Below are 11,824 nucleotides of genomic sequence, written 5' to 3'. Positions count from 1 at the left end.
GCTCAGGGGAAGGGCAGCACCCCGGCCCATGCGGCGACCGCGACGGTGGCGACGACGAGCACCAGCACCAGCACCGGGCCGCGGCGCCAGAACGGCGGGCGGGCGCCGACGCCCCGGGCGGTGATGCGCGTGGCCGTCAGGCTGACGGGGCGCGGGCGGCCCCGGCCGCCCGGCGCGATCGCGTTCGCGGGGAGCTCGCGGATCGGTCCGTCGACGGCGACGCCGAGGTGCTCGGCGTAGGCCCGGACGAAGCCGTTGACGAACGCCGGGTCGGGCAGCGACTCGAAGCGGCCGTCCTCGATGGCCACCAGATAGCGCTCGCGGATGCGCGTCGCCGTCGCGCAGTCGGCGATCTCCAGACCCTGGCGGAGGCGCGCCTCGCGGAGACGCGCACCGATGGACGGCCGTTCCTCCACGCCGGGAGACTACGCACGTCGGGACGCGGACGCGCGATCCGTCATGCTCCGGGGTGGCGGTGAGCGACCACGACGACCACTACGCCGCGCTCGAGGTGGCGCCCGACGCGGGTGCGGAGGAGATCCGCGCGGCCTGGCGCTTCCTCATGACCGCGTTCCACCCGGACCGCTTCCGCGACCCGGACCAGCAGGAGCGCGCGCAGGAGATCACCAAGCGCGCGAACGCCGCGTGGCAGGTGCTGGGCGACCCCGCGCGGCGGCGGCGCTACGACCTGCGCCGCTCCGCGCCGTCCCCCCGGCCGGTCGCCCCCGCCGGCCCGCCGGTCCGCTCCCTCCCCTGCCCCACGTGCGCGACGCGCTGCCGGGTCCCGGACCCCGGGGGCCGCACGGTCGACCTGCGTTGCCCCGCCTGCGGCGAGACGTTCCCGGCGATGATCGGCGCGCGGTGCATCGGGCGGCCCCGGCTCGAGCGCCGGTGGATGGGCCTGCGGTACGAGGCGGTCTTCGCCAACGCCCGCGGGGAGCGCAGCTCGGTCAGCTTCCGGCGCCTCCCGCAGGAGCTCGCCCTCTCCGAGGGCGAGCTGTTCTCGATCGTGTTCCACCCCCGCCGGGCCCGGCCGGTCTACGCCATCGTCCACGGCGACGGCCTCGACATGGGCTGGCGGGTCGGCTGACCCCCCGGCGGGACCGCCGGGGGGGTCGCCTCAGCGGCGGCGGGGACCGACCGTGATGCGCACCGTGTCCCGCAGGCGGGTCGAGGCCCGGGCCGACACCACGTAGGTGCCGGGTCGGCGCATCGCCCGGGTCGCGGCGGCGGGGAAGCGGACGGTGGTGAGGCCGGCCCGCGCCCGGATGCGGAACGTCGAGACCGGCCGCGCGGCGCGGGCGCGGCGCACGGAGACGGTGACGCGCATCGCCGAGGGCAGCCGCACCCGCAGCAGCGGGGCGGAGCCCGTGGCGAGCCGCGACGGGGCGACGAGGGTGAGGCGACGCGCCGCCGGGGCGGACGGCGTCTGGAGGGCGGGGATGGTGCCCGTGACGGAGAGGCTCCGCGGCGCGCTCACCGACTGGTTGCCGAGGCGGTCGACCGCGACCACCTGCCAGCTGTGGCCACCGTGGGTCATGGTGACGCGGGCCGCGCCGGCCGTCCCCGGCAGCGTCGCGACGGGGACGCCGTCGACCACCACGCGGTGCGTCTCGACGCCGCTGACGGCGTCGGTCGCGGGCGTCCAGGTCAGGTCGACCGCGGGGCCGGGCACGCGGGCGCCGGCGGCGGGGCCGCGCAGCACCGGCGCCGACGGGGCGCCGGCGTCGACGACGAGGGTCCGCGCCGGGGTGGCGCGCGTGTTGCCCTGGCCGTCCACCGCGACGACGGTCCACGTGTGGATCCCGTCGGCGATCGCCGCGGGCCGCGCCGAGCGCACGCCCGCCCCGGTCGTCGCGACGACGGCGCCGTCGATGACCAGGCGGTACGCGGTGATGCCGGTCTGGCCGTCGGAGGACGGCGTCCACGAGAAGAGCGGCGGCGTCGGCGCCGCGGTGGCGTAGCCGTCGGCGGGGGCCAGCGGGCTGAACGCGTCCGGGGGGGTCGTGTCGGCGCCGATGCCGGTGCCCGCGGTGGCGAGGGCGCCGGCGAGGTCCACGCGGCGCCCGGAGACCGTCAGGCCCGCGAGCGCCGGGGCCACGTCGCCGCCGGTCATGATCGCCGCCTTCAGCTGCCAGGGGCTGAGCCCCGGGTGCATGCCCCGCACGACCGCCGCGACACCCGACACGTGGGGGGTCGCCATGGACGTGCCGGACTTGTCGCCGTAGGTCAGGCTCGGGACGGTGCTGAGGATCCCCTCGCCGGGGGCGCCGATGTCGACCGACGCGGCGCCGTAGTTCGAGAACGAGGAGATGTCGTCCATCGGGGTCGTCGCGGCGACGGAGATGACGTTGGGCGACGGGCAGTTCGCGGGCCACGTCGGCGCCGCGTCGTTGTCGTCGCCGATCGCGTCGGGACCGCCGTTGCCGGCGGCCACCACGAACAGGACGCCCGCGTCGCCCGCCAGGCCGATCGCGTCGCACAGCGGCTGGGAGTACGACCCGCCGCCCCACGAGGCGTTGATGACGGTCGCGCCCTCGGCCGTCGCGTACTGGATGGCCGACATCGCGTCGGACGTGTAGCCGCCCCCGGGCTTCAGGAACTTGAGGGGCATGATGCGGGCGTTGTCGGCGACGCCGGCGATGCCGTCGCCGTTGCCGCGGCGGGCGGCGATCGTCCCGGCGACGTGCGTGCCGTGGCTGTCGCCGTCGGAGGCGTTGTAGAGCGTCGCGGTGTCGTCGAAGAAGTTCCATCCGTGCACGTCGTCGACGTGGCCGTTCGCGTCGTCGTCGATGCCGTTGCCCGGCGTCTCGCCCGGGTTGGTCCACAGCCGCGAGGCGAGGTCGGGGTGCGCCGTCTGGACGCCGGTGTCGATCACGGCGACGACGACGGGGGCCGCCGAGCCGGAGGCGTCCCAGCCCATGGGGGCGCCGATCGCCGGCAGCGACCACTGCTGCGGGTAGAGGGCGTCGTTCGGCACCTCCATCGGCTGCAGCTTCGCGTCGAGCGCGACGGCCTCCGCCGCGGGCGCGTCGGCGAGCAGGCGGCGCGCCTGCGCCAGCGTCAGCTCACCCGGGACGTCGTAGGCCCGCCACCCGGCGACGAGCGGGGTCACCGACCCGGCGTCGAGCGCCCGGCGCACGTCGGCCCGCTCCGGCGCGGGGGCGGACGGGTCGACCCGCACGAGCACGGAGTCGCTCCGCTCCGCCGCCGAGGCGGTGTGCGCGGAGGCCGCGAGCGCGAGGACGGCGAGCGCCCAGACGGCGGCGGCCCGCGCGCGGCGCGGGGCGGGCATGACGGGACCGCCCGGGATGGGTTCGGGTGACGACATCGAGACGGCCGGCCTCCTTGCCTGATCCGCGCGGATGGGGCGCCCCGGTCCGGACCCCCCCGGTTGTGCGGGGGGTGGGGCGTCGTGCAGACCTGGTATCGGCATCCCCCGTCCGGGGGACAACCCCCCCGGGTCGCGCCGCGACGCTCATGCCCGGGGCGGTCGCGGCCGATGCCACCGGGGACGTCCATCACGAGGTGTCCGATGCCACACCTGCCCGGCGTCGTCAGCGCCGGAGGACCCGAGGCGACCCGCCTCTCCCAGGCCCTCCTCCACCGCGGGGCGGAGGCGGTGGCCGTCGTCGTCGCCGGCGAGCGCGCCGACCGCATCCGCGCCGAGCGCCTGCCGGAGGCGGGCGACGCCCACGCCGTCGTCGACGACCGGCGGGGCCGCGACCGCCGCCGCGACGGACGGCGACGCGGCTCACGTCCCCCGGAGCCGCCCCCGGAGCCCGGGGCGCCCGTCGGGGGCCTGGTGGACCTCCAGGCCTAGTGCTCGCGCTCCTGGAGCCGTGAGGCGAAGAACGCGCGGATCGCGTCGCGGCCGCCCTCGGTCGCCGCCTCGGCGAAGCGCGCGGCGAGCGTGCCCCCGGGCCGGTCGTCGAGCCGCACGACCTCGGCGTCGAGCGCATGCCATCCCATCTCGGCGAGCTCGATCTCGATCCTCACCTGCCCGGCCGACGGGAAGTCGGAGCCGGCGAGCAGGATGCCGCCCTCGCTGAGGTTGAGGCTCTGCGCGTCGACGACCTCGCCGTCGGCGACGACGCGCGCCGGCAGCTCGACATCGGCACGTGGGTGCTCGCGGCGGTCGTCGTGCGGCGTCGGCGTCGGTTCGGACATCTGGCCCCCTGCGGTCCCGCGGTCACCGGATCGGCGCGATGCTAGCGGAGTCGCCCCCTCGTCCAGCGGGAGACCGCGTTCGTAGACCGTCCTGTCGGCCCCCGGGCCGAGGTACCCGGGGGCGTCGCGGCCGGTGAAGCCGAGGCGCTCGTGGAACCGGCGGGACGCGGTCCGGTCGGGCGCGGCGAGCGCCCGGACCCTGCGGCAGCCGCGGGCGTGCGCACGGGCGCAGAACTCGGCGTAGAGGCGCTCCCCCGCCCCGCGACCCCGCCAGGCGGGCGCGACGACGTGCATGTGCACGTAGGCGAGGTCGGGTTCGCTCTCGCTGACCAGGCCGAGCAGGAAGCCGGCGGGGACGCCGCCGGGCTCCTCCATCCAGACGCCGGACGGGCCGAGCTGGTCGAAGAAGAGGCGGTGCATCACGAGGCCGACCGGGTGGCCGAACCAGTCGTCGACCACCGCGCGGGCGCGGGGGTAGTCGGCCGCCGTGAGGGGGCGGCAGGCGAGCCGGCCGGCGTCGCCGGCCGGTCCCGCCCCCCCGGTCACTCCGCGACGGCCAGCGACCGCGCCACGTAGTCGTCGACGAGCAGGAGGCCGCCCTCGCCGGCGCGCCGGGTCACCTGGAGCAGCTCGCCCATGGTCGCGACCTCCTCGACCTGCTCGGTCACGAACCACTGCAGGAACACCTGCGTCGCGTGGTCGCGGTGCTCGGTGGCGAGGTCGACGATCCGGTGGATGCTGGCCGTGACGGCCTCCTCCCACTCGAGGCTCGCGGCGACGGCCTCCTCGGCGCTCTCGAAGCCCGGCTTCGGGGCGGCGAGGGCGGGGATCACGACCGGCCCGCCGATGTCCTGGAGGTAGGTCAGGAACTTCATCGCGTGCTCGTGCTCCTCGGCCGCCTGGGCCGCGAAGAACTTGGTCAGCTCGGGGAGACCCTCCGCATCGAACCAGCTCGAGATCGAGAGGTACTGCAGGTGGGCTTCCAGCTCACGCCCCATCTGGGCGTTGAGGGCATCGACGACGACGGGCTCGACGGGCATCCATGGCTCCTTGGTGGGACTCGCCCGAGTCTAGTCGGCGCGCTCGACGGCCAGGGGCGTCGTCCTCGACCGGCGTCGTCCACGCCCCCCGGACGGGGGATCGCGGCCGTCGCGGCACGCCGGTATCGTGCCGCCGTTCCTCCACCTCACGGGAGTCCCGGAAATGCCCCTCGTTCTCCGCCGGCCCATCGCCGGTCTCGTCGCCATCGGAGCGGTCGCGTTCATCGCGGGCTGCGGAGGGGGCTCGGACTCCCTCAGCGCCGAGGAGTTCCGCACGCAGGCCGACGCCGTCTGCGCCGACACCGACCGTCAGATCGACGAGCTCACCGAGCCCACGTCGGGTGACCAGGTCCTCGCGTTCCTGCGCGCCGGCCTGCCGATCCAGGAGGCCCAGCTCGCGAAGCTGCGCGACCTGGAGCCGCCGGAGGAGCTGAAGGCCGACTTCGACAGCGCCCTCGGCCTGCTGGAGCAGCAGACCACCGCGATCGACGCGGCCGCCGACCGCATCGAGGGCGGCGAGGAGGCCGAGGCCGTCCTCACCGAGGTCAACGACCAGATCAGCGGGCTCGGCGACCAGGCCGACGAGAAGGCCCAGTCCCTCGGCCTGACCGTCTGCGGCGACGACTCCGACTCGGGTGACTCCACCGCCACGGCGGCGACGGTCGCGACCGCCCCGGCCGTGACGGTCGACCCGGCCCCGACGACCTCGGCCCCCGCCGAGACGACCGGCGCCGGTGACACCGCCGCCTACGTCGCCGACGTCCAGGAGGCCGCGGGCGCCCTGCAGGAGTTCGGCACCCTGCTCCAGAGCACGACGGGCCTCGACGACCTGCGCAGCAAGATCCCGGACGCCCAGGCGCAGCTCGACACCTTCGACGCGGCGATCGCGGAGCTCGACGGCTACACCCTCGACGCGCCGCAGCTCGAGGAGCAGCGCGCCGGCCTCGCCCGCACCGGCCCGGCCGTCAGCGACGTCCTGCGCCGCTTCCTGGACGCCGCGAACGAGGGCGACCTCTCCGCCGTCCAGGCGCTCGTCCCGGAGGTGACCCGCACCATCGGCGAGTTCCAGGCCGCCGCGACCGGCTGATCCCCGACGACGCGACGGGAGGGGGCCGCACGCCGGCCCCCTCCCCGCGTCAGCGGCCCCGGCGCGCCTTCTCGGAGCGGCTCGCGCCCACCACGGCCCCGGTCGCGAGGACGCCCCAGAAGACGGCGTAGAGCAGGCCCCGGCCGATCGGCTGGTTCATGAGGAACACGTGGGCCGCCCAGAGCACCAGCACCGCGACGGGCGCCACCACGGCGACCTGGGTCGCGACGTGGAGCCCCTCCCACCGGCGGAGCCAGGCGGGCGGCGGACGGCGCGGGGGCGGGCTCACCGTCCGAGGATACGCCCGGCCCCGCCGCCACGGGCCCACTATCATCACGCTCGTGCCGGGACGGACGTCATCCGAGCGTGACCTCGTCCGCGAGTGGATGGGCACCCTGGCCGACCTCGCCGGCGCCGCCGGCCTCCTCGGGTGGGACCGCGAGACGCTGATGCCCCCCGGCGGCGCGGAGGGTCGCGCCGTGCAGATGGGCACGCTCGCCGCCCTCCACCACCGGGAGCTGGTCCGCGACGACGCCGGTGACGCGCTGGCCGCGCTCGCCGACGCGCCGGACCTCGACGACGACATGCGCGCCGCGGTCCGCCTCGCGACCCGCGCCCGCGACCGGGCGGTGCGGGTGCCCGAGGCGCTGGTGCGGGAGATCAGCGAGGCGTCGTCGCGGAGCGTGTCGGCGTGGGTGGACGCCCGCGCCGCCGACGACTTCGGCGCGTTCGCCGGGCCGCTCGCGGCGGTCCTCGAGCTGAAGCGCCGCGAGGCGGAGGCGATCGGCATCGGCGACGAGCCGTACGACGCCCTCCTCGACGAGTTCGAGCCCGGGGCCCGCGCCGCCGACCTCGAGCCGGTCTTCGCGAACCTCCGGGAGGCCCTCGCGCCCCTCGTGGCGGAGGCGTCGGAGCGCCCGGCGCGCACCCTCCCCGCGCGGGAGTGGGACCTCGACGGGCAGATGCAGCTCGCCCGCGAGGTGAGCGACATGGTCGGGTTCGACATGTCCTGCGGCGTCATCACCCGGTCGGCCCACCCGTTCACCGGGTCCCCCCACCGCGGCGACGTCCGCTTCACGACCCGTCTCGAGCTGGAGTCGCCGATCAGCGGCCTCAGCGCCGTGATGCACGAGGTCGGGCACGCCCTCTACGAGCAGGGCTTCCCCGCCGAGGCCGACCGGACGCCCGTCCACGACGCGCCCTCGCTCGGCGCCCACGAGTCCCAGTCGCGGTTCTGGGAGAACCAGGTGGGCCGCAGCCCCGCGTTCTGGGAGCGCATCCAGCCGACGATGCGGCGGATATTCCCGGAGGCGATGACGGGCGTCGATGCGGCGCTGCTCCACGACGCCGGCCAGGTGGTGCGCCCGTCGCTGATCCGGGTCGAGGCGGACGAGGTCACCTACAACCTCCACATCGCCCTCCGCTTCGGGCTGGAGCTCGCGATGATGCGCGGCGACCTGCAGGTGGCGGACCTGCCGGCCGCGTTCGCGGACGGCATGGAGGACATGCTCGGCATCCGCCCGCCGACCACGGCGCTCGGCGCGATGCAGGACATCCACTGGGCGGACGGCCTGTTCGGCTACTTCCCGACCTACACCCTCGGCAACCTGTACGCCGCCCAGCTCGCGGAGGCGGCCGACATCGCCCTCGGCGGCATCGACGACGCGATCGCGTCGGGGGAGTTCGGGGCGATCCTCGCGTTCATGCGCGACCGGGTGCACCGCCACGGGGCGCGCACCACCACGCGGGAGCTGATGCGGGCCGCGACGGGCGTCGAGCTCGGCTCGGACGCCCTCATCAGCCACCTGCGCCGCTCCTACCTGGGCTGAGCCCACCCCGCACGGGGTCCGCCGTGTCGCGACGGTCCAGACGGGGCCCGCCGCGACCGATACCCGGAGGGTGCGCCCCCTCCCGCCCCGTCGTGTGCGCCGCCGGCTCGTCGCCGTCCTGCTGGCGGGCCTCGCCTGCGCCCCCCTCGCCACGGCCGCCCCGACGACCGACGAGCTGCGCGCCACCCGCGACGCCCTGGCGGAGCGCGACGCCGCGCTGGAGCGGCGCCTCACCCGCGGGCAGGGCGCCCTCGCCGCCGACCGCGCCCGCCTCGACCGCGCCCGCGCCGACCACCGGGCGGCCCTGACGGGCTTCGAGCGGCGTCTGCGGGCCCTGTACGTCAGCCCCGACCCGAGCCCCGTGATCGAGGTGCTGACGGGCGGCGACCTCGACGACGCGCAGGCGCGCATCGACCTGCTGACCGCGCTGGGCCGCAGCGACCGCGACCTCGTCGGGCGGTACCGGCGCAGCCTCGCCGGCCTGCGCGACGCGGAGGCCGAGATGCGCCACGGCAAGGACTCCCTGGTGCGCGAGCACGAGGACCTCGCGGCGCGCCTCGACGCCGCGGAGACCGCCCTGCGCATCGCGGAGCGGCGGGAGGAGCGCGAGCGGCGGGCCGCGGCGACGTCGGCGGCGCTGCCGGTGCTCGGGGGGCTGGCGGTCACCCCCGCCTTCGGCGTCCCCGCCCCCTCCCCCGCCACGCCCGCGACGGGCGACGACGCCCCGACCCGTGGCCTGCCCGCCGAGCTGATCGCGTCGCGGGGCCTGCCGGGCGAGGCGCCGCGCGACGCCGCGACGGGCGCGACGGTCGACACCGAGCCCGCCGGTCCGGGTCCGGCGACGACCCGCGCCTACCCGCGCCTCGGCGCCGTCGGCCCCGCCGCGGGCGGGGCGCTGCCGAGCCGCCTGCCGACGTTCACCGCCGTGGCGGGGTGGTACGGCCCGGGCTTTCGGCGGGCGCGCCTCGCGAGCGGCGAGGCGTACGACCCGGCGGCGTTCAGCGCCGCGTCGCGGACGTTGCGCCTCGGGACGCTGCTGCGCCTCGCGTACGGGGGCCGGGTGGTCACCGTCCGCGTGAACGACCGGGGGCCCTATGTGCGGGGGCGCGACCTCGAGCTGTCCCAGGCCGCGGCCGCGGCCCTCGCCCTGCCGGGCGTCGGGACCGTCACCGCGCAGATCCTCCCCGCGTACTCACCGCCGTCCCGCGTGCAGTAGCCCGCGGGGCGCGCGGCGGCACCAGCAGGGCCTTCGCCCGCATCGCGGTCCCGACGATCCCCGCCTCGTTGCGGAGGGTGGCCGGCACGACCGGCGGTCGCGCGGTGAGGCGGTCGAGGAACTTGTCGGCACGCTTGGAGATGCCGCCGCCGAGGATGATCAGGTCGGGCCAGATCAGCTGGTCGACGCGGTGGAGGTACTCGTCGAGCAGCGGCGCCCACTTGGAGTAGGAGAGCTCGTTGCGCTCGCGGGCGCCGGCGGAGGCCCGCAGCTCGGCGTCCTTCCCACGGATCTCGATGTGCCCGAGCTCGGTGTTGGGGACGAGGCGGCCGTCGATGAACAGGGCGGAGCCGATGCCGGTGCCGAGGGTCAGCATCAGCACGACGCCGTGGACGCCGCGTCCCGCCCCGAAGCGCATCTCGGCGACCCCGGCGGCGTCGGCGTCGTTGAGGACGACGCACGGGCGTCCGACGGCCTCGCTGAACAGCTCGGCGGCGGGCTGGCCGATCCAGCTCCCGTCGATGTTGGCGGCGGTCATGACGCGGCCGCCGACGATCGCCCCCGGCAGCCCGATGCCGACGGGGCCGGAGTCGCGGGGCAGGGCGCGGACGACCTCGGCGGTGGCGGCGAGGACGTCGGCGACGACGGCGGGCTGGGGGGTGTCGAGCCGGACCCGCTCGCCGATCAGCGTGCCCCGGCGGGCGTCGACGACGCCCCCCTTGATGCCGCTGCCGCCGATGTCCACGCCGATCAGTCCCCTCACGCCGGCACCGCCTCGTTGTCGTAGGTGACCAGAGACAGGACGTCGCGGCCGTCGAGCGCCGCCCGGCCCGGCAGGAACGTCAGCTCCGCGACGACGGCGACGCCGGCGACGACCCCGCCGAGCTCCTCGATGAGCTCGCAGGCGGCGCGGGCGGTGCCGCCGGTGGCGAGCAGGTCGTCGTGGAGGAGGACCCGGGTGCCGGGGCGGACGGCGTCGCGGTGCATCTCGAGGGCGTCGGTCCCGTACTCGAGGGCGTACTCGCGGCGGACGGTGTCGTGCGGCAGCTTGCCGGTCTTGCGGGCGGCGGCGAACCCGACGCCGAGCGCGGCGGCGACGGCGCCCCCCATCACGAACCCCCGGGCCTCGATGCCGACGACGAGCTCCGGTGCGCGGGGACGGGCCCAGTCGGCGATCCGCGCCACGCCGGAGGCGAGGCCGTCGGCGCTCTGGAAGAGCGGCATCAGGTCGTAGAAGAGGATCCCCGGGTGCGGGTGGTCGGGGATGCGGCGGATCACGCCGTCGAGGTCGAAGCCCGGGGCGGTCACGGGTTCGCGATCTGCCGCAGCTCCGAGATCAGCATGAGGTGGCGCATGTGGGAGGCGAGGGCGGCGAGGGTCTCGAGGGCGTCGAGGGCCTCGCGGCGGCGCTCCGGGTTGCGGGACCGCAGGCCGACGGTGAGGAGCTGCTGCAGGAGGCCCGCCTCGCGTTCGGCGGCGACGCGGAAGATGCGCAGGTGGCGGGGCTCGACGCCGTAGCTGGAGAGCTCGAGGGCGGTCTGCACGACCTCGCGGTCGGTCTCGTCGAACCCGGCGCCGCCGTCGCCGCCGATGAGCCCGTACTCCTCGAGGGCCTTCAGGAGGGCGGCGGACGCGCCGGTGGTGGAGAGGATCTCCCCCACCGAGTACCGCCGCGTGGGCGCCGGCTCGGCGAGGTGGGCCCGCTTCAGCTGCTTCGCCTGGTTCGCGACGCTGAAGGCCCCGGTGGTGGACGACTCCAGCTCCTGCTTGATGACCCGCAGGGGGAGGAACTCGTCGCGCTGGAGGCGGAGGATGGTGCGGAGGCGCTCCACCTCGAGCGGCGAGTACAGCCGGTAGCCGCCGGGGGTGCGCTGGGGCGAGACGAGCTTCTGGTCCTCGAGGTACCGGATCTTCGAGATCGAGATCGAGGGGAAGTCGGCCCGCAGGAGGTCGCAGACGGCACCGATGGTCATCCCGCCGGCACCGGCGGAGGGGTCGTCGGCGGGCAGGAGGCTCGGTTCGTTCACCCGACGAGGAAGGTCAGGCGGAACTTCCCGATCTGCAGCTCGTCCCCGTCCTCGAGGCGTTCCTCGCCCTCGATGCGGCGCCGGTTGACGTAGGTGCCGTTGAGGCTGCCGAGGTCGCGGAGGGCGATCCCGGCGGGGCCGGACGTGACGATGGCGTGGTTGCGGGACACCGTGACGTCGTCGAGGAACACGTCGGCGGACGGCTCGCGGCCGATGGTGACCTCGGCGCGGTCGAGCGAGAAGACCGCCCCGGGGGGTCCGCCGGAGCGGACGGCGAGGGTCGGGCCGTCGATGGCCGGCCCCTGCCAGGCGCCGGTCTCGGCCTGCTCGTCGCTGATGCCGAGGGGGCCGGTGATCTCACCGGTGCCCTGGTTCTCGACGATCAGCAGCGCACCGCACCGCCCGCAGTACTTGTGCGCCTCGCTCTGGTGGAAACCGCATTCGGGGCAGTACAT

The 11,824-nt window shown here is 76.2% G+C and carries 14 protein-coding genes; 5 read left to right on the top strand and 9 right to left on the bottom strand.

Annotated features, from left to right (window positions below; genetic code table 11):
- Positions 1-2: 2 nt before the first annotated feature.
- A complete protein-coding gene (locus IU369_RS08560; protein WP_217924152.1) occupies positions 3-416 on the bottom strand; it encodes a helix-turn-helix domain-containing protein in 414 nt (137 codons plus the stop codon).
- A gap of 59 nt (positions 417-475) precedes the next feature.
- On the opposite strand from IU369_RS08560, the gene IU369_RS08555 reads away from it, so the two are divergent.
- Complete coding sequence (locus tag IU369_RS08555; protein WP_217924151.1) at positions 476-1,090, top strand: DnaJ domain-containing protein; 615 nt, start codon at positions 476-478, stop codon at positions 1,088-1,090.
- A 30-nt stretch (positions 1,091-1,120) separates the two neighbouring features.
- On the opposite strand, the gene IU369_RS08550 is transcribed toward IU369_RS08555, so the two are convergent.
- Complete coding sequence (locus IU369_RS08550) at positions 1,121-3,295, bottom strand: S8 family serine peptidase (protein ID WP_217924150.1); 2,175 nt, start codon at positions 3,293-3,295, stop codon at positions 1,121-1,123.
- Positions 3,296-3,535: 240 nt separating this feature from the next.
- Between IU369_RS08550 and IU369_RS08545 the strand changes: the two genes are divergently transcribed.
- Positions 3,536-3,823, top strand: coding sequence for a hypothetical protein (locus IU369_RS08545; RefSeq protein ID WP_217924149.1), 288 nt, complete (start codon positions 3,536-3,538; stop codon positions 3,821-3,823).
- Here the strand turns inward: IU369_RS08545 and IU369_RS08540 are convergent.
- Positions 3,820-4,716: a GNAT family N-acetyltransferase gene (locus tag IU369_RS08540; RefSeq protein WP_217924148.1), complete on the bottom strand. Its 897-nt coding sequence runs from the start codon at positions 4,714-4,716 to the stop codon at positions 3,820-3,822. The genes IU369_RS08545 and IU369_RS08540 overlap by 4 nt on opposite strands.
- Entirely contained in the window at positions 4,713-5,210 is a 498-nt protein-coding gene (locus IU369_RS08535; RefSeq protein WP_217924147.1) for a ferritin, read from the bottom strand. Before IU369_RS08535 ends, IU369_RS08540 begins: the two co-directional genes overlap by 4 nt.
- A gap of 163 nt (positions 5,211-5,373) precedes the next feature.
- Between IU369_RS08535 and IU369_RS08530 the strand changes: the two genes are divergently transcribed.
- Positions 5,374-6,297, top strand: a complete 924-nt coding sequence (locus IU369_RS08530) for a hypothetical protein (protein WP_217924146.1) — start codon at positions 5,374-5,376, stop codon at positions 6,295-6,297.
- Positions 6,298-6,346: 49 nt separating this feature from the next.
- On the opposite strand, the gene IU369_RS08525 is transcribed toward IU369_RS08530, so the two are convergent.
- Positions 6,347-6,586: a hypothetical protein gene (locus tag IU369_RS08525; RefSeq protein ID WP_217924145.1), complete on the bottom strand. Its 240-nt coding sequence runs from the start codon at positions 6,584-6,586 to the stop codon at positions 6,347-6,349.
- Between the two features lie 52 nt (positions 6,587-6,638).
- Here IU369_RS08525 and IU369_RS08520 point away from each other — a divergent pair, with 52 nt between their 5' ends.
- Both IU369_RS08520 and IU369_RS08515 read left to right on the top strand, forming a co-directional pair.
- A complete protein-coding gene (locus tag IU369_RS08520; RefSeq protein WP_217924144.1) occupies positions 6,639-8,126 on the top strand; it encodes a carboxypeptidase M32 in 1,488 nt (495 codons plus the stop codon).
- 70 nt (positions 8,127-8,196) lie between these two features.
- Positions 8,197-9,342: a septal ring lytic transglycosylase RlpA family protein gene (locus IU369_RS08515; protein WP_217924143.1), complete on the top strand. Its 1,146-nt coding sequence runs from the start codon at positions 8,197-8,199 to the stop codon at positions 9,340-9,342.
- Here the strand turns inward: IU369_RS08515 and ppgK are convergent.
- Genes ppgK through IU369_RS08495 form a run of 4 tightly spaced genes read right to left on the bottom strand, consistent with a single transcriptional unit; the run spans position 9,293 to position 11,824 of the window.
- Positions 9,293-10,105: a polyphosphate--glucose phosphotransferase gene (gene ppgK / locus IU369_RS08510; RefSeq protein WP_217924142.1), complete on the bottom strand. Its 813-nt coding sequence runs from the start codon at positions 10,103-10,105 to the stop codon at positions 9,293-9,295. The genes IU369_RS08515 and ppgK overlap by 50 nt on opposite strands.
- On the bottom strand, positions 10,102-10,650 hold the full coding sequence (locus IU369_RS08505) for an adenine phosphoribosyltransferase (RefSeq protein ID WP_246551392.1): 549 nt from the start codon (positions 10,648-10,650) through the stop codon (positions 10,102-10,104). Before IU369_RS08505 ends, ppgK begins: the two co-directional genes overlap by 4 nt.
- Positions 10,647-11,369, bottom strand: coding sequence for a transcriptional regulator FtsR (gene ftsR / locus IU369_RS08500; RefSeq protein WP_217924141.1), 723 nt, complete (start codon positions 11,367-11,369; stop codon positions 10,647-10,649). The genes IU369_RS08505 and ftsR overlap by 4 nt, the downstream gene beginning before the upstream one ends.
- Entirely contained in the window at positions 11,366-11,824 is a 459-nt protein-coding gene (locus IU369_RS08495; RefSeq protein ID WP_217924140.1) for an FHA domain-containing protein, read from the bottom strand. The genes ftsR and IU369_RS08495 overlap by 4 nt, the downstream gene beginning before the upstream one ends.

Origin of the sequence: Miltoncostaea oceani (assembly GCF_018141545.1) — a bacterium.
Taxonomy (GTDB): Bacteria; Actinomycetota; Thermoleophilia; order Miltoncostaeales; family Miltoncostaeaceae; genus Miltoncostaea; species Miltoncostaea oceani.
Note: the sequence above shows the minus strand (reverse complement) of the source record. Positions and strands in the feature narration are given on the sequence as shown.

Bases quoted from the DNA above. Each gene is read 5' to 3' on its own strand.
- IU369_RS08550 (WP_217924150.1), bottom strand. From the start codon at position 3,295: ATGCCCGCCCCGCGCCGCGCGCGGGCCGCCGCCGTCTGGGCGCTCGCC.
- IU369_RS08545 (WP_217924149.1), top strand. From the start codon at position 3,536: ATGCCACACCTGCCCGGCGTCGTCAGCGCCGGAGGACCCGAGGCGACC.
- IU369_RS08535 (WP_217924147.1), bottom strand. From the start codon at position 5,210: ATGCCCGTCGAGCCCGTCGTCGTCGATGCCCTCAACGCCCAGATGGGG.
- IU369_RS08530 (WP_217924146.1), top strand. From the start codon at position 5,374: ATGCCCCTCGTTCTCCGCCGGCCCATCGCCGGTCTCGTCGCCATCGGA.
- IU369_RS08495 (WP_217924140.1), bottom strand. From the start codon at position 11,824: ATGTACTGCCCCGAATGCGGTTTCCACCAGAGCGAGGCGCACAAGTAC.